This window comes from Paraburkholderia azotifigens (genome assembly GCF_007995085.1).
GTDB lineage: Bacteria > Pseudomonadota > Gammaproteobacteria > Burkholderiales > Burkholderiaceae > Paraburkholderia > Paraburkholderia azotifigens.
This window is the reverse complement of sequence record NZ_VOQS01000005.1, coordinates 687,243-703,681: the sequence shown is the minus strand read 5'-3', so window position 1 is coordinate 703,681 and position 16,439 is coordinate 687,243. Positions and strand designations below refer to the sequence as shown.

The window sequence follows — 16,439 nt, the reverse complement described above, 5'->3', positions numbered from 1 at the left end:
AATCGCTATGGTACTCTGCCGCGCCCCGGGCGCTCGCGCTGTGTCAGCGCCGGAACGGCTGGGTGAGCGCGGGCGGCGCGGACTGGCGGCCAATCAGGCCGGCCACGGCCACCAGCGCGAGCAGATACGGCAGCATGATCAGCAGCGCCGTTGGCACATGCAGGCCGAACATCGGCAGCTGGAATTGCATGGCCGTCGCCGCCCCGAATAGCAGGCACGCTAGCGCGGTGCGGCCGACCTTCCAGTTGCCGAAGATGATCGCGGCAATCGCCAGATAACCTGCGCCATTGGTCATGCCTTCCGTGAACGTGTGAATATCGCCGATCGACAGGAAGCAGCCCGCCGCCGCCGACATCACACCCGAAAACACCACGGCGCCGTAGCGGATACGCGCGACGCCGAGTCCCGACTGATCGACCGCGCGAGGCGCGACGCCCGTCGCATGCAGCGCGACGCCCAGGGCCGTGCGCCGCATCACGACGGATGTGCCGATCAGCACGGCAAGCCCCGCATAGAGCAGCCAGACTTGCCCGAAGACCGGCTCGCCGAGCACGGGAATCTTGCCGAGCACGGGCGGCGACCAATGCGCGAGCCCCGGGATCACCGCGCTCGACCGCTCGCCGAAAATCTTCCGGTAAGCCAGCGTGGTGCCACCGAGCGCCAGAATGTTGATGCCGATGCCCGTCACAATCTGGTTCGCGCGCATCGTCACGCTGAGAAAGGCCTGCAGCAGCGCAAGCGGAATCACGCCGAGCATGCCGCACAACAAACCGATGGCGGGATTGCCCGTGAGCCACGAGAACGTCGCGCCGAGAAATGCGCCCGTCAGCATCATCCCTTCGACGCTCATGTTGAGCACGCCCGCGCGCTCGCTCACGAGTTCGCCCGTCGAGGCAAGCATCATCGGCGCAGCGAGCCGGATCGACGCGCCGGCGAATACCGCGAGAAGTTCGAGATTCATTGCCGTGCGTCTCCCCTGTCGAGCCACATCGCGCCGCCCGCCAGCGCGATCGTGACGATGCCCTGCACGATCAGCACGAGCGCCGACGGCACCTGCGCGATCATCTCCATGTTGATGCCGCCCGAGCGCAGAAAGCCGAACAGCAGTGCCGCCGCGAACACGCCCGTGATCGAACCGCGCGCGAGCAGGCCGACCACCAGGCCGTCGAAGCCGTAGCCCGACGAGAAGCCTGCTTTCAGCGAGTACTGGTCGCCTTGCAGCATCAGTGCGCCTGCGAGGCCGCTGAACGCACCGGCGAGCGCGAGCGCGCCCACGATCGACGAGGTGATCGGCAAGCCCGCGCGTTTTGCCGCGATCGCATTGAGGCCCGCGGCGCGCAACGACAGTCCGAAGGGCGTGCGCGTGAGAAGAATCGCCGACGCGAACGCGAGCGCGACGCTCACCGGCAGGCCGATGTTGAGGTTCATGCCGCTCGCGGCGAAGATCGCCGGGAGCTTGGTCAAGTCGGGGATTTCGAGCGATTCGGGCAAGGTCGCCGCGTTGCTCATCGGCTGGCGCAGCAAGGCTTCGCTCTGCACGCACCAGTAGAGCAGCCACACGGCGATGAACGACAGCAACAAGGTGCTGATCACTTCATTGGTGCCGGCCTTCGCTTTCAGCACGCCGGGCACGCCGCCCCACACCGCGCCCGCCATCGCCGCGCCCAGCATCGGCACGATGAACGACAGGCCCAGCGGCAGGTGCGCGCAACCGCCGTAAAGACTCAACGCTGTCGCGACGATGCCGCCGATCGCGATCTGTCCTTCGCCGCCCACGTTGGTGAGCTTCGCGCGGTTCGCGATCACGAAGCCCGTGCCGACGAGCGCGAACGCGAGGCTGCGATTGATCGACGCGCCGATCGCATACGGCGAGCCCCACGCGCCGTCGGCAAAGGCCGCGAGCGCATCGCCGACGGGCACGCCCATCAGCGCGATCAACAGCAGCGCGGCAAGCATCGCGACGAAGACGGCCGCTGCGATCACGCCGGCGACGCGCCAATGCGGCAAACGCGTGCGCCAGCCTTGCGCGCCGGGCGCGGCGCCGAACAAGGTCTGCGACTTCATATGCGGATTCATGCAGGTTCTCCAGCGCCCGCCATCCATGCGCCGATGCGGCCGCGATTGCTCGCCTCGGGCGTGCAGGTGCCCATGATGCGGCCGCGATACAGCACGACGATACGATCGGCGACGCTCATCAGTTCGTCCAGTTCGGAGGAAATCAGCAACACGCCCGCGCCGCGATCGCGCGCGGCGCGGATGTGCGAGTACACGGCGGCGACCGCGCCGACATCGAGTCCGCGCGTCGGCTGCGCGGCGAGCAGGAACAGCAGCGGATCGAGCGTCAGTTCGCGCGCCAGCACGGCCTTCTGCTGATTGCCGCCGGACAGCCCGCCGAACAGCGCGTCGGGCCCGCTTGCCCGCACGTCGAAGCGCCGCATCAGATCCAGCGCGGCGGCACGCATCGCACGGCGGCGCAGAAAGCCGGCGCGCGTGTAGCGATCCAGATGATTGAGCAACAGGTTGTCGGCGACACTCATGCCCGTCACGCAGCCCACCGCGTGACGAACTTCGGGCACGATGCCCACGCCCGCCTGCGTCAGTCCGCGCGGGCTCGCATGCGTCATGTCACGCCCCGCAATGAAGAAGCGTCCCGAGGACGCGCTCGCCATGCCCGCCAGCACCGCACCGAGTTCGCTTTGCCCGTTACCTTCCACGCCCGCTATGCCGACGATCTCGCCGCGATTCACGACGAGCGTGCAATGCTCGAGGCGTGTGACGCCTTCGGCATCGCGCGCGCTCAGTCCGTCGATCTGCAGCACTTCTTCCGTCAGCGGCCGCGAATACGGCGAGCGCGATTCCGCAAGCGACAGGCGGCTTGCCATATCGTCGTCCGCCTCACCGGACTCGCGATCCGGACGATGGATCATCGCGTGCACGAGCCGGTCAATCTCCGCCGATGGCGCCGCCGAACACGCCACCACCCGGCCCGCCTGCAACACCGTCGCACGCGTGGCGATCCGGCAGATCTCCTTCAGCTTGTGCGTGACCAGCACCACGGCGCAGCCCCGCTTCGCGACACGCTCGCAGGTGTCGAGCAAGGCGTCGATCTCGGCGGGCAGCAGCACGGCCGTCGGCTCGTCGAGCAGCAGAAGACGCGGTTCGCGCATCAGGCACTTGACGATTTCGATGCGCTGCCGCTCGCCCACGGACAGATCCGCGACCTTCGCATCGAGCTGCAACGTCAGCCCGACACTCTCCAGCACTTCGCGCAGCCGCGCCGCCTCGCGCTGACGGTTGAGCCAGCCGCGTGCCTGGCCGAGCAGCAGGTTGTCGAGCACGCTCGCGTCGTCGACGAGACTGAAGTGCTGATGCACCATCGCGATGCCGTGCGCCAGCGCCTCGCGCGGATTCTTCGGCCGATAGGGCGCGCCATTCACATGCATCGCGCCCGCATCCGGCTGATGAACGCCGAAGATCACGTTGCACAGCGTCGACTTGCCCGCGCCGTTTTCGCCGAGCAGACAGTGCACATCGCCCGGCATCAGGTCGAGCGATACGCGTTCGAGCGCGGTAAACGAGCCAAAGCGCTTGCCGATATCCGTCAGCGAGAGAATCGGCTCGGCGCGGGCGGCGGCAGCAGCGAGCGCGCTCATCCTTCGGAAACCTTGATCTTGCCGCTCAGGATGTCCTCTTCGATCTGCTTGAGCTTCGCATCCATCGCGGGCGTCGATTTGCAGATCACCATGCCGGAGGCCTTGGGGCCCATCGCGAGGCCGAACGCCTTGTAGCCCGGCTGCCATTGCCCCTTCTCCAGCTGCTCGATCGCGTACTGCGCCTGATAGCCGACGCCCGTAATGCTGTACCCGACGTACAGCGGATCGCTGCCGCAACGGTCCGTATAGCTGCCGATGATATGCGTGTTCTTCTCCTTGGCTGCCTGCTCCAGCCCGCGCAAACCGAGATTGAGAATGTGGTAATGCACGTCGGCGCCCTGCGCGACGGCAGCGGCGGTCGCTTCACGCGCTTTCGCGACGTTGTCGAAGTCGCCCGTATAGCTCTCGAAGTACTTCACCTTCGGGTTCACGTAGCGCGCACCGTTGCCGAACTCCTTGCCCGCGTTGACGATAGACGGAATCTCCATGCCGCCGACATAGCTCACCGCGCCGTTCTTCGACAGCATCGCGGCCGCCGCGCCCGCGACGAATGCGATTTCAGCCTGCTTCACGTCGTACCCGGCCACATTCGGCGGCATGTTGTCGCCCTTGTTGCCGCCGACAATCGAGAACTTCACATTGGGGAAGCGCTTTGCGATCTTCAGCACGGCAGCCTGCGTCTGTCCGCCGATGCCGATCACCAGCTGGTTCCGGCTCGCGAGATTCGTGAGCGCCTGCTCCATGTCCGCGTAATTGATGTTCTCGATGACCTGCGTCTTCAGCTTCGGGCCGAACTCTTTCTGCGCGGCCACGACGCCGTCATAGCCCGACTCCATCCAGCCCTTGTCGGTCTTCGAACCGGGAATCAGCACGCCCACGCGCATCGCATCGTCGGCGGCGTGCGCAACGGGAATGAAGAACGAAGGCGAGGCGAGCGCGACGATCCCCGCCGCGACGAGGCAGCGGGACACGAGATGGCGGCGCAGTCTCGCACGCGATGCCTGTTGTGAACTGACCATCATTGGCACTCCTTTTGCGTTGAATTTCGGTAAGTAGGTTATTCATGACTGAAATGCACGTTGCAACTTCGATGCCAATGCGCGATCCGTCGCGCCCGAAACGCCAGGTGGCCGCCGTCCGGTTGATTGGGCGGACACCATGCACGGCAGTCCTCGATCGACGTTCGAACAACACCCGCAACACGCTCCGGAGAACTCCATGAACCTCGCTGCAAACCCAGACCAGGCAAGGACGGAAGGCACACTCGGCGCCTTCGCTCACACGCGCTGGACCGCCACCGAAACGCTCGTCGACATGGCCGCGCCGACACCCAGGCCGCGCATTGCGGTGCTCGATTCCGAGCCGCAAAAAGTGCGCTTCGACATTGGGAGATCGGCGCTTGTGATCATCGACATGCAGAACGACTTCTGCACCAAAGGCGGGTGGGTCGATCACATCGGGGGCGATTTCGGTGCTGATCGCGCGCCGATTGCACCGTTGCAGCGCCTGCTTCCCGTGGTGCGCAACAGTGGCGTGCCGGTGATCTGGGTCAACTGGGGCAACCGGCCCGATCTGGCCAACATGCCGCCTAACCAGCTTCATCTCTACAAGCCGACAGGCACCGGCATTGGCCTCGGCGAGCCCTTGCCGGAGCATGGCGCGCGGGTGCTCGAGAAAGATTCCTGGGCCGCCGCCGTGGTCGACGAACTGAAGATCGAGCCGCAAGACATCTGCGTGGACAAGTACCGCATCAGCGGCTTCTGGGACACGCCGCTCGACAGCATCCTGCGCAATCTCGGCACGCGTACTGTGTTCTTCGCGGGCGTCAATACCGATCAGTGCGTGATGCACACCCTCACCGATGCCAACTTCCTCGGCTATGGCTGCGTGATGCTGAGCGATTGCTGCGCGACCTCGTCGCCCGCGTTCTGCACGGAGGCGAGCATCTGGAACGTGAAGAAGTGCTTCGGCTTCGTCGCGGATTCGCTGCAATTCGGCACTGCGCTCGAAGAGGCCGCCGCATGAGCGCGTTCATTCCAGGCGCGCGCTTGCAGGTCGGCGCGACGATGAGCGGCCCGCTCGACGGCTTGCGTTTTGCCGTCAAGGATCTGATCGACGTTGCCGGTGCAACGACCGGCGGCGGCAATCCCGACTGGCTCGCCACGCATGGGCCCGCGCCGCGTCACGCGCCCTGCGTCGCCCGGCTGCTGGCGGCAGGCGCGAGCGTGGACGGCAAGACCATCACGGATGAACTCGCCTACAGCCTCGAAGGCGTGAACGCGCATTACGGCACGCCGCTCAATCCGCGCTGGCCACAGGCGTTGCCGGGCGGTTCGTCGAGCGGCTCGGCGTCAGCCGTCGCGAGCAATGACGTGGACTTCGCGCTCGGCACCGACACAGGCGGCTCGGTGCGTGTGCCTGCCGCGTTCTGCGGGCTCTGGGGCATCCGGCCGTCCTATGATGCCGTGGCGCTCGAAGGCGTGTTGCCGTTTGCGCCGCGCTTCGACACGGTCGGCTGGTTTGCGCGCACGGGCGAGATGCTCGCGCGCGTCGCGGACGTATTGCTCGATGGAGCGCCTGCCGTGGAGGCGCCTTCGCCCCTCGTACATTGCACGGAAGCATTCGAGGCCCGCGCAGCTAACGAGCCCGACGATGCACAGCGCCTGCGCGATCTCTGCCCCACGCGCGACGAAGTCGAAGTCTTCGCGGGTGAGCGATCGCGCTGGCTGCATGTGTACCAGCAATTGCAGGACGATTCGATCGCTGCGTCGCTGGGCGCGTGGATCGACGCGAACGCGCCGCGCTTCGGCGCCGACATCGCGGCACGCTTCGCGCGCCTGAAGACGCATGACGCCGCCGAAGTCGAACGCTGTCGCGTGATGCGCGAAGCGTTCGCGCAGCGCATCGAGCGCATCGTGGGCGACGCGCTGATCGTGCTGCCGACCACGCCGCGTTCGCTGTTGAGCAAACAGGAAAGGCCTGAATTGATCGACGCGTTCTATCGCGACGCGCTCACCATGAACACGATCGCCGCGTTCGCAGGCTTGCCTCAAGTCAGCGTGCCCGTCGTCAACGACAGCGAACGTCCGCTCGCGCTGTCGCTGATCGGGCCTCGCGGCAGCGACCGCGCGTTGATCGCTCGCGCGCGCGAACTCTTCCCCACTCTTTCCTGAACGGAAACGCCATGGCCTCTTCCTTCGACACCGCACTCGACCGCTACGTCGACGCCGCGCTCGCACTCCATTTCCCGGTGCTTCCCGCCGAAGCCGCCACGCAGGTGAAGGCCCAGTTCGCGCGCATCGCGCAGCTTGCAGCGCCTGTACTCGCCTATCCCCTCGACACGAATGACGAACCCGCTCCGGTATATCGCCCATGACACCCTATAGCAGCGGCGCCGAAAGCGCCCTCTCCATCGCGCGGGCGTATGCCCAGGGTGCGTTCAGCGCACGCGAGTTGATCGAAGCGACGCTTGCGCGTATCGACGCCTACGACACGCAGGTCAACGCATTCACCACCGTCACGCGCGAACGCGCACTCGCCGAAGCCGACACGCTCGATGCCCGCCGCGCCAGCGGCCACAACTTGCCGCCGCTGGCTGGCGTTCCGTTTGCGGCGAAGAATCTGTTCGATATCTCGGGGGTGACGACGCTTGCCGGTTCGCGCGTGCTGGCAGGCGCACCGCCCGCCGCCGCAGATGCGACCCTCGTCGAACGCCTGTGCGCGCAGGGGGCGATCCTCGTCGGCGCGCTCAATATGGACGAGTTCGCATACGGCTTCACGACCGAGAACCATCACGCTGGACCGTGCCGCAATCCGCACGACCTGACGCGCTCGGCGGGCGGGTCGTCGGGCGGCAGCGCGGCGGCCGTCGCGGCAGGCTTCGTGCCGCTCACGCTCGGCACCGACACAAATGGCTCAGTGCGCGTGCCCGCTTCGCTGTGCGGCGTGTTCGGCGTCAAGCCCACCTATGGTCGCCTGTCGCGGCACGGCACCTGGCCGTTCGTCGCGAGCCTCGATCACATGGGCGCTTTCGCACGCAGCGTAGATGACCTCGCGGCCGTCTACGGTGCGCTGCAAGGCACGGACGCGCTCGACCCGGCCTGTGCGCAGCGCGGGTTCGAATCCGTTGACACCCTTCCCGGCCCGCTACGCGTTGCGCGTCTCGGCGGTTATTTCGACACCCACGCAAACGATGATGCGCGCGAAGCCTCGCATGCCGCCGCGCATGCGCTTTCGGCCACGCACACAGTCGAGTATCCGGACGCCGACGCGGCACGCGGTGCAGCGTTTCTGATCACTGCCGCTGAAGGCGGTCAACTGCACATGGAGAACCTTCGCACGCACTATGGCGCTCGCGAGCCGTTATCGCGCGATCGGCTGATAGCGGGTGCGCTGCTGCCCGCTGCGTGGATCGTGCAGGCGCAGCGCGTGCGCGCGGCGTTGCGGCGCCGCGTGCTCGAACTCTTCGAGCGTTATGACGTGCTGATCGCGCCGGCCACGCCTGTCGTCGCGCCGCGCATCGGCGAAGAGTTCATGGAGGTCAACGGCGAGCGGCTCGCGGTGAGGCCCAATCTGGGCATGTTGACGCAGCCTGTTTCATGTCTGGGCTTGCCTGTCGTTGCGGCCCCGATGCGAACGCGCGGCGGGCTGCCTGTTGGCGTGCAACTGATCGCGGCGCCCTGGCGCGAAGATCTCGCGTTCGAAGCGGCGCGGCGTCTCGAAGCCGCACGGGTTGCCGTGTCTCCTCTGCCGCCGTTCAGCGAGCTGGCCGCCCATGCGGGAGCGCAGCGATGAACGACATCAACCGGCCCGACGTGCTCGCCGAGGTCAACGCGGCCTTCGACATGTACGAGCAGGCTCTCGTCACCAACGACGTCGCCATGCTCGACACGCTGTTCTTCGATTCGCCGCACACGCTCCGATACGGCGCAACGGAAAACCTGTACGGGTACGACGCGATCCGTGCGTTTCGCGCCGCGCGCCCCGGCAAGGGGCTCGCGCGGACTGTCCTGGCGCGTGTCGTTACTACTTATGGCGATTCGTTTGCGGTCGCCAACATCGAGTTTCGGCGCGGTAACGAGCCGCGTATCGGCAGGCAGAGCCAGACCTGGATCAGAACGCAGGAGGGATGGCGCGTGGTGAGCGCACATGTCAGCTGGATGGACGCGTAGCTGTTGTGGGGAGCCGCCTCGCGCTCGACTCGCCCGAGCTGCTGCCGGCTCCTTCCTCTCGGTCCGGTGGCCGGCCGTAGCTGAGGTCGAACTAACGATGCCCGGTGGCCGATTAACCGTTCAGACCAGTCATTGGTCACACAGCAAGCTCGTACGGCAGCAGCTACTCTGGCGAGTGAGTGAAACCGCCCCCAACCCGCCCTTCGGATCAGCGGGACTTCAATGGCGGCTTTGAGGCGGTCGCCGACATTCACCTTCACGCACACTGCTACGTCACTTCGGCATCGCAGGCATCATGCGCGCCCGGACCTCGATTGCTGGCCAACAGGCGCAAATCGCATAGTGCGTGAGGGCTGCAGACTCGGCCAGCTTCAGGAAAGGGCGAGCATGCAATTCCTCAGCCAGCATGGCGCGCAATGGATGGGCAATGGTTGATGTTTTCACGAGTTGCTATTCACGCGGTTATCGACGACTGCAACACACCTGCTCGTAATAACTACGGCTGAAGCGCGTCGACCAAGCAATCTCATAGTTTTGATCGTGATCTTCAGTGTTTTTCTGATGACGGGTGGGTTACTGACACGCTTCTCGCGCTCATCCAAACCGGACACAATAAACGGGCGGCAAATGCGCTGAAATCAATTGCCAGCTTTCGCCGCCGTCGCCGGACGTCCATAGCGAGCCGGTTGTCGACCCCATCGCGAGTTGTATGCCGGAGTCATCTACGGCGAGCCCGTGCCGATACACGAGGTCATACGCGGGCGCTGGCGGCAACCCGCGCGAGAAACAGTCGAACGTGCGGCCTCCATCGCGGGTGCGTGTGACGACGAACCGGCCGTCCACCGGGACACGGCACTCGTCTTTCACCGCGGGCACGAACCACGCGGTGTCCGGCTCCCGCGGATGCACGGCAACCGCGAAGCCGAAGCTCGACGGCTGTGCTTCGATGCGCTGCCAGTGCGCCGCGCCGTCGGTCGAGCGGAAGATTGCGCAGTGATGCTGCGTCCACAGCGCATCTGGATTTGCCGCGCATTGCACTACACGGTGCGGATCTTGCACATTGGCATCGCCGCGCCGCTCCGGCGGCATGTAGTCGGCCTCCATGCCCACGGCAGTCAAGCGCCACGTCGCGCCGCCGTCGAGGGTTTGCCAGACGCCGCCGCACGACACACCGATCGTCACGTGCCGGCTGTCGCGCGGATCAACCATGACGGAATGGATACCCGGGGCGTCATAGCCGCCTCCGAACCATTCACGGCGCTCCGGGCGATCCCACAGCGCGCGGTTGAGCGCCCATGTGTCGCCGCCATCCTGGGAACGGAAGAGCCCGCCTGGAATCGTGCCAGCCCACAAGACGCCGGGCTCATCCGGACCGCCGGTTTCCAGCGACCAGATTTGCTGAAGCGTCCAGGCAGGGACGGGCGGGCTGGGCGCAGCGGCGCTCACATTGTCCGCGCCGGTGTCCGCACTCGCGCCCGGGCCGTCGTCCGTGTGCGTCTCGCCGGCAGGCTGCGGCGGGTAGACGGGGACCGCGCACTCGCCCCAGTCGGCCATGCCGGCGCGCCGGCGATGCAGCTTCACGCCGAAGTGGCCCAGATTGAGCGCGGCATAGAGTGATCCGTCGCGCGGATCGGGCAGCACCATACTCACCGGCTCGCCGACGAAATACGGTTCACCCAGCTTCCAGCCGCCCTTGCCGTCGGCTTGCAGAACGAACAGCCCCTTGCGGGTTGCGACAAGCAATCGATCGCTCATGCCCGGGATCTCCTCTCGGCGGGAGGTGGCGCTTCAGCGCTGACTCTGGGAGTTCGGGTACGGATGGAACCCGCCTATCCACCCGACAGCGCCTGTACGACATAAACCCGGCTTTCCTCGCCGAGCGCGTCGGACAGATGGTGTCGATCGCGCACCGGCCGGCCGTCGACAAAAATGGCGAGATGCCGCCGCAGTGAGCCCTGGTCGTCAAGTATGTAGCCGCGCAGTCGAGGCTGCTCAGCAAACACCGCCTCAAGCACTTCGCCGAGCGTGCGCGCATCGATCTCGCGCTCGGGTGTTGCGATATGCCGTTGAATCGAAGCGGCGAAGAAGATGTGCGCCATGGCTGGGTCGGCGCGGGAATGGCCGCGTCCACTGCTTCTGTAGTTTATGCGATCCGCCGATCACCGGTCCTCGACATCCAGATGAAAACGAGACGTCTTCCGCGCAGGCGGGCACTCAGGCATCGGCGCGGATGTCACTTACCTCAGGTGGCAACAGGCGAGTGGTGCTCCCTCTTGCCGGCATGGTGCTTGACGGTCTGCCGGTGCGCGGACCCCGAACCTGTCCCATACGATGTGAATCGCACCCCGACGCGGTGCGAATGCGCGAGCATCGGATGGAGATGATGCAGCCGGACGCTTGTGTGATAGCGCGGCTCGACGACGGGCGTTTCGTCGCCGTTCAGCCATCGGCGTATCGTGACGAGATCGGCGGAGCGCGCCCGCGATGTTTGCGCCCCGAGCAGCGCAATCATCACCTCGCCATTTGGCATGTTGGCATCGACCACGATGCAGCGTCCCGCCTCGCGGATATAGCCGGTCTTTGCGACCAGAACGTCCCAATCGGCCAAGCGGACTATCGGGTCGGTGTTGTGATAGAACCGCGTCCTCGTGCCGATCGCCTCTTCGTAACGGAGAAGCGTCGTGTATTCGCCGATCAATGGATAGTGCGCCGCGGCGGCCGCCATCTTGACGACGTCGCGTGCCGTCGAGGAATTGTCCGGCGAAAGACCGGTTGGATCATCGAAGTGCGTATTGGCCATATGCATCGCGCGCGCCTTTTCGTTCATCTTCCGGATGAACGCCGGCTGGCCACCCGGGAACGCACGCGATAGCGCCGACGCCGCGCGGTTCTCGGACGACATGAGCGCAAGGCGCAGCAGCTCTCCCCGTTCGAGCGACGCACCGATCGGGATGCGGGACCCCGAATGCTTGAGCCTGTCGATGTCATCGTCGTTGACGGTCAACGTGTCTCTCATCGACAGGGCGCTGTCCAGCACGACCATCGCCGTCATCAGCTTCGTGAGCGATGCGATCGGCCGCGCGTCGTCGGCGTTCTTTTCCAGCAGGACCTGGTCGCGCGCAACGTCGTACACGATTGCGCTGCGTGAATGGAGGAATGGCGTTTCAGCCCACGCGAGAAACGGCGCCGAGGCGACCAGTAGCGCGCCGAGGTAGTTTTTCATGACGTTCACACCGTGCGACAGCAATCAGACATTGGCGGGGCCAACGTGCCGGATGATCCTCAACAACTCAACTCTAGTTGCTTATCGCAGGAATGAGTGTGCGAAAGAGAGCGGAATTTTTCCCCAGCGGGTAAGCCCTCGTGAATGCCTCGGCTTGCACGCAGGATGCGCGCAGATGACGCAACCGTGGCAGGTCGAATGGCAAGAAAATCGCAAATGCCGGTGCGCGCACGCCACGGGCCATCGCAATTCTGGCGAGCAGACCGTGAAAAACGGCTATTGCGCCAATTCGAGATCCTGGATGACTGCGGCGAGAAAGCGCGCAGCCTCTCCGCCCGTGACAACCCGGTGGTCGAATGTCAGGCTCAGCGGCAAAATCCTGTGCACGGCGGGCACCCCCTCGTGCGCCACGACCTGGTCATGTATCCGCCCGGCGCCAAGAATGGCAACCGTGGGCGGCACAACCACGGGAGCTGCATATTTACCGGCAATCATGCCGAAGTTCGACAATGTGATCGTGTTGCCACGCATTTCTTCAGGCGGAATCTTGCGTGCGCGAATATCGGCGCGCATCCTGTCAAGTCCGGCGCGCAGACCGGCTGCGTCCCGATGCGCGACATCGCGCAGCACCGGCACGAACAAGCCATCCGGCAAATCGACGGCAATGCCGACATCGATCTTCTCCATCACATGGCGCCGCGCCATTCTGCCGTCGAACCACGCATTCAGTCCCCGCTCCGCGCGGCACCCGGCCACCAGCGCGCGAATCAGGCGGATGGTCACATCGGTATGGGGAGACCATGCGTGAATGTCGGCGTCGTCGATAACGGTCGCGGCCGCCACTTCGCTCTGGGCCCGCGCCATGTTCTGCGCCATCGCGCGACGCACGCCGCGCAGCACTTCAGGCGGCTCGAGCTCCGCGAGCAGCTTTGCCGCCCGTTGCACGTCGGCCGCCGTGACGACGCCATCCGGCCCGGAAGGCGCCACCATGGCGAGATCGATGTCCAGCTTGCGGGCAAGCGCCCGCACCGCGGGAATCGCCTTGATAGCGCCAGGCCCTGCACCCGTGCCGCTGCCAGGCGCAGCCGGCGCTTCTTCCACCGCTTGCCTGCCCACTTCCATATGGCCGACCACGGTGCCCGCATCGGCATCCTCTCCACCGTCTCCTTCGAAAGCGACGAGCGGCGCACCCGTATGCACGATGTCGCCTGGCTTGCCGAACAGCTTCGCGATGCGGCCGGAGTGCGGCGAGGGAATCTCGACGATGGCTTTTGCCGTTTCGACTGACACGAGCGGCTGGTCCGCGCGAATGTCTTCCCCGCTCTCGACGTGCCACTCGACGATTTCCGCTTCCTGGAGGCCTTCGCCCAGATCGGGCAGCTTGAAGATCTTCATGGTTTCACTGCGCCTCCAGTGTCTGCCTGACTGCAGCAACGATGCGCTCGTTGCCTGGCATGTATTGACTCTCGAGCCGGTACAGCGGGACCACGACGTCATAGCCCGTGACGCGCTGCACGGGCGCCAGCAACGAATAGAGTCCGCGCTCGGCAATGCCCGCCGCAATCTCCGCGCCGACGCCGCCCGTGCGCGATCCCTCATGCACGATCACGCAGCGTCCCGTTTTCGCTACCGACGCGAGAATCGTGTCCATGTCGAGCGGCTTGAGCGTGGCCACGTCGATCACTTCCGCCATCACGCCTTCCTGCGCAAGCAGGTCAGCGGCCGCGAGGACTTCCTGCAACGCCCCGCCCCAACTGACGAGCGTCACATCCGTCCCGTCGCGCAGCACATAGCAGCAATCGAGCGGCAACGCCTCGCCGTTGTCTTCCACAGGCTGCCTGAAGAGGCGGTAGAGGCGTGTCGGCTCGAAGAAGATGACCGGGTCCGCATCGCGGATTGCCGCCAACAGCAGGCCATATGCGCGCGCGGGCGAAGACGGGGTCACGACGCGCAATCCGGGTATGTGCGCAAACAGCGCTTCCGGGCTTTCGGAATGATGCTCCGGCGCGTGAATGCCCGCACCCACTGGCGACCTGACCACGAGAGGACACGTGAGCCTTCCGCGCGTCCTGTGCCGCAAACGCGACGCGTGATTCAGCAAGTGGTCGATGGCCGGATAGATGAAGCCGCTGAACTGAATCTCCGCGACCGGTCTGAGGCCCATTGCGGACATGCCGATCGCCGTGCCGACGATCGCCGTTTCGGCGAGCGGCGTATCGATCACGCGCTGCACTCCAAAGCGCGTCTGCAAGCCCGCGGTTGCGCGAAACACGCCGCCGTTCACGCCAATGTCCTCGCCAAGCAGCACGACAGCGGGGTCATGCGCAAGCTCCCAGGCAAGCGCGACATTCACCGCCTCGACCATGTTCAGATCAGCCATGGCCGTTCCCCGCAGCGGGCGCAACGCGAGCAAATCGCTGCGCCATCGCCAGTTGCTCGCGCATAGCGAGCGGCAGCGTCTCATAGAGATGGTCGAACATCGCGGACACGTCAGGCGGAGCAACCGCGAGATACGCCTCGACCGCCTCTGCCACCTGTGCGTGACACGTCTTGCCGAGTTCCTCTTCCCGCGCCTTGTCCCAAACGTTCATACGGATCAGGTATGTGCGCAACCGGCGCAGCGGCTCGAACTCCCATTGCCTGCTGACCTCTTCGGCATCGCGATAGCGGGTGGCATCGTCGGCCGTCGTGTGATCGCCGAGGCGATAGCTGAGCGCTTCGATCAAGGTCGGACCGTCGCCGCGCCGGGCCTTCGCGAGTGCCGCCCCCACCACGTGATGCACGGCAATCACGTCGTTGCCATCGACCTGCAGCCCGTCGATTCCCGCTGCAATCGCCTTTTGCGCGAGCGTTTGTGCTGCGCTCTGATGGCTGCGCGGCACTGAAATCGCCCATTGATTATTGTTGATCACGAGCACGAGCGGCGCGCCCCACGCGCCGGCGAAGTTCATCGCCTCGTAAAAGTCTCCCTTGGACGTGGCGCCATCGCCGACAAGCACCATCGCGACGCGTGGCTCCTTGCGCAACCTGAATGCATAGGCGGCGCCCGCCGCATGGCAGACCTGCGTGCCGATCGGCACACAGTTAGGAAAGTCGAGGCGGGGCACACTGAAATCGCTTCCACGCTCGTCACCACCCCAATAGAGCAGACTTTCCGTCATCGTGACGCCGCGCAGCAATTGGGCCGCGTGGTCGCGATAGGAAGGAAACAGCACGTCCTCGGGGCGCATTGCACTCGCCACGCCGACGCCGACCGCCTCCTGGCCAAGCGACGATGCGAATGTGCCGAGTTGACCCGTCCGCTGCAGTGCAACCGCTTTGGTGTCGAACGCTCGTGTCAGCACCATCGCGCGATACAGCGGCAGGAGCGCCGCGGGGTCCCTTGCGAAGGTCGGAAGCGGATGCACGGGTTCGCCCTCTGGGCCGAGGTACCGTGTGTAGCCGATGTGAAAACTGGCAGCCGTGGTCATGACGGCCTCCTGGGTGTTTCAGACATCGTAGGCGTTCTGCTGCCTGTGTGCTTGTGCGTTGCGCCACCTTTGACGCCGCCTGTCCGCGCACGGTGGCCACGGCGGATATCCTGCCATCGGGCGAGCCGCGCGAGCGCGCACATGCACTGCGGGTTGCGCGGAGAAATCCCCTCCGACTGCCGATTCGCCACAGGGCCCGTCTGCCCCAAAAAAACCCGCCCTCTCATTGAGACCGGCGGGTGTTGAGCGCATGATCCATCACTTATTGCGCGATGGCGTGCAAAGGGACCGGGACCAACTCGCGATTCTATTCAGTCGTTCTGGTGCCGTCGCAGCGCGCAAGCCACCATGACTCAGCGGCCGCGTGACTGTTTGTGGCGGTGGCGACTGACCGTCTCCCAGAGCTTCTTCGCTTGCGTCTGTGCAAACCTCGTATGCTCATCCCTTTGAGCTTGAGATTCCCCGTGGGCCGCGTCATCAGGCGCGCCTGTCACTGAACGCCGCCTGAAAATTTCAGATAACTTTCGGGCCATAGCAACCTCCAATACGGCAGTTGCGCCGTACTGATAGTGTAAGCGGTTCGCCGGCACGTGCGGCAGTGAGATCGATGACTAAAGCCGCGCTTCCCACCTGGAGCCGTTCGACGCACCACTACGCTCCGCAGTGCCGGGGTCGACCCGTTGCGGACAGTAGCGCCCGGTTGGGAACGTCGGGTTAGTGAACTGATATGACTTTCCGTGTCAATCGGGATCGGTTTTCGTTTGGAAGACACATGAATTTCCTGAGGGCGACGTAGCAGTAAGTCTCGACGGTGGATCGCACTGATATTCGCGGGTTGGGTACCGCATTACAGAGGTCCGCCCCTTGAGCCTGCCGCTATCTAAAGTCGCAAATCGAATGATGTCCGTTGCATAGTCCAGCC

The 16,439-nt window shown here is 65.1% G+C and carries 15 protein-coding genes and 1 pseudogene; 5 read left to right on the top strand and 11 right to left on the bottom strand.

Annotated elements, in window-relative coordinates; translation table 11 throughout:
• Window positions 1–43: 43 nt before the first annotated feature.
• Genes FRZ40_RS35040 through FRZ40_RS35025 form a run of 4 tightly spaced genes read right to left on the bottom strand, consistent with a single transcriptional unit; the run spans window position 44 to window position 4,675 of the window.
• A complete protein-coding gene (locus FRZ40_RS35040; RefSeq protein ID WP_028368019.1) occupies window positions 44–961 on the bottom strand; it encodes an ABC transporter permease in 918 nt (305 codons plus the stop codon).
• On the bottom strand, window positions 958–2,076 hold the full coding sequence (locus FRZ40_RS35035; RefSeq protein WP_147237249.1) for an ABC transporter permease: 1,119 nt from the start codon (window positions 2,074–2,076) through the stop codon (window positions 958–960). Before FRZ40_RS35035 ends, FRZ40_RS35040 begins: the two co-directional genes overlap by 4 nt.
• Entirely contained in the window at window positions 2,073–3,653 is a 1,581-nt protein-coding gene (locus FRZ40_RS35030; RefSeq protein WP_147237248.1) for an ABC transporter ATP-binding protein, read from the bottom strand. Before FRZ40_RS35030 ends, FRZ40_RS35035 begins: the two co-directional genes overlap by 4 nt.
• Window positions 3,650–4,675 carry a BMP family protein gene (locus FRZ40_RS35025; RefSeq protein WP_147237247.1) on the bottom strand — a complete coding sequence of 342 codons (1,026 nt, stop codon included), beginning with the start codon at window positions 4,673–4,675 and terminating at the stop codon, window positions 3,650–3,652. Before FRZ40_RS35025 ends, FRZ40_RS35030 begins: the two co-directional genes overlap by 4 nt.
• 196 nt (window positions 4,676–4,871) lie before the next feature.
• Here FRZ40_RS35025 and FRZ40_RS35020 point away from each other — a divergent pair, with 196 nt between their 5' ends.
• From FRZ40_RS35020 to hpxZ, 5 genes are read left to right on the top strand one after another with little or no spacing between them, the layout of a single operon-like run.
• The gene (locus FRZ40_RS35020) at window positions 4,872–5,678 is read left to right on the top strand and encodes a cysteine hydrolase family protein (RefSeq protein ID WP_147237246.1); all 807 of its coding nucleotides are present in this window, start codon (window positions 4,872–4,874) and stop codon (window positions 5,676–5,678) included.
• On the top strand, window positions 5,675–6,826 hold the full coding sequence (locus FRZ40_RS35015; protein WP_147237245.1) for an amidase: 1,152 nt from the start codon (window positions 5,675–5,677) through the stop codon (window positions 6,824–6,826). Before FRZ40_RS35020 ends, FRZ40_RS35015 begins: the two co-directional genes overlap by 4 nt.
• Window positions 6,827–6,837: 11 nt before the next feature.
• Window positions 6,838–7,029 carry a DUF4089 domain-containing protein gene (locus FRZ40_RS35010; protein WP_028368013.1) on the top strand — a complete coding sequence of 64 codons (192 nt, stop codon included), beginning with the start codon at window positions 6,838–6,840 and terminating at the stop codon, window positions 7,027–7,029.
• On the top strand, window positions 7,026–8,447 hold the full coding sequence (locus FRZ40_RS35005; protein ID WP_147237244.1) for an AtzE family amidohydrolase: 1,422 nt from the start codon (window positions 7,026–7,028) through the stop codon (window positions 8,445–8,447). Before FRZ40_RS35010 ends, FRZ40_RS35005 begins: the two co-directional genes overlap by 4 nt.
• Window positions 8,444–8,824: an oxalurate catabolism protein HpxZ gene (hpxZ, locus tag FRZ40_RS35000; protein WP_028368011.1), complete on the top strand. Its 381-nt coding sequence runs from the start codon at window positions 8,444–8,446 to the stop codon at window positions 8,822–8,824. The genes FRZ40_RS35005 and hpxZ overlap by 4 nt, the downstream gene beginning before the upstream one ends.
• A gap of 327 nt (window positions 8,825–9,151) precedes the next feature.
• Here hpxZ and FRZ40_RS34995 read toward each other — a convergent pair.
• From FRZ40_RS34995 to pdhA, 7 genes and pseudogenes are all read right to left on the bottom strand, one after another.
• A pseudogene (locus FRZ40_RS34995) lies at window positions 9,152–9,253 on the bottom strand (DUF3422 family protein); the annotation flags it as partial.
• Window positions 9,254–9,418: 165 nt separating this feature from the next.
• Window positions 9,419–10,579 carry a WD40/YVTN/BNR-like repeat-containing protein gene (locus tag FRZ40_RS34990; RefSeq protein ID WP_147237243.1) on the bottom strand — a complete coding sequence of 387 codons (1,161 nt, stop codon included), beginning with the start codon at window positions 10,577–10,579 and terminating at the stop codon, window positions 9,419–9,421.
• Between the two features lie 74 nt (window positions 10,580–10,653).
• The gene (locus FRZ40_RS34985; protein WP_028368009.1) at window positions 10,654–10,923 is read right to left on the bottom strand and encodes a MoaD/ThiS family protein; all 270 of its coding nucleotides are present in this window, start codon (window positions 10,921–10,923) and stop codon (window positions 10,654–10,656) included.
• 143 nt (window positions 10,924–11,066) lie between these two features.
• The gene (locus tag FRZ40_RS34980) at window positions 11,067–12,047 is read right to left on the bottom strand and encodes a D-alanyl-D-alanine carboxypeptidase family protein (protein ID WP_147237242.1); all 981 of its coding nucleotides are present in this window, start codon (window positions 12,045–12,047) and stop codon (window positions 11,067–11,069) included.
• A 276-nt stretch (window positions 12,048–12,323) separates the two neighbouring features.
• The gene (locus FRZ40_RS34975; protein WP_147237241.1) at window positions 12,324–13,442 is read right to left on the bottom strand and encodes a dihydrolipoamide acetyltransferase family protein; all 1,119 of its coding nucleotides are present in this window, start codon (window positions 13,440–13,442) and stop codon (window positions 12,324–12,326) included.
• Between the two features lie 4 nt (window positions 13,443–13,446).
• Window positions 13,447–14,427, bottom strand: a complete 981-nt coding sequence (locus FRZ40_RS34970; protein WP_147237240.1) for an alpha-ketoacid dehydrogenase subunit beta — start codon at window positions 14,425–14,427, stop codon at window positions 13,447–13,449.
• A complete protein-coding gene (gene pdhA, locus FRZ40_RS34965) occupies window positions 14,420–15,517 on the bottom strand; it encodes a pyruvate dehydrogenase (acetyl-transferring) E1 component subunit alpha (RefSeq protein ID WP_147237239.1) in 1,098 nt (365 codons plus the stop codon). Before pdhA ends, FRZ40_RS34970 begins: the two co-directional genes overlap by 8 nt.
• Window positions 15,518–16,439 lie beyond the last annotated feature (922 nt).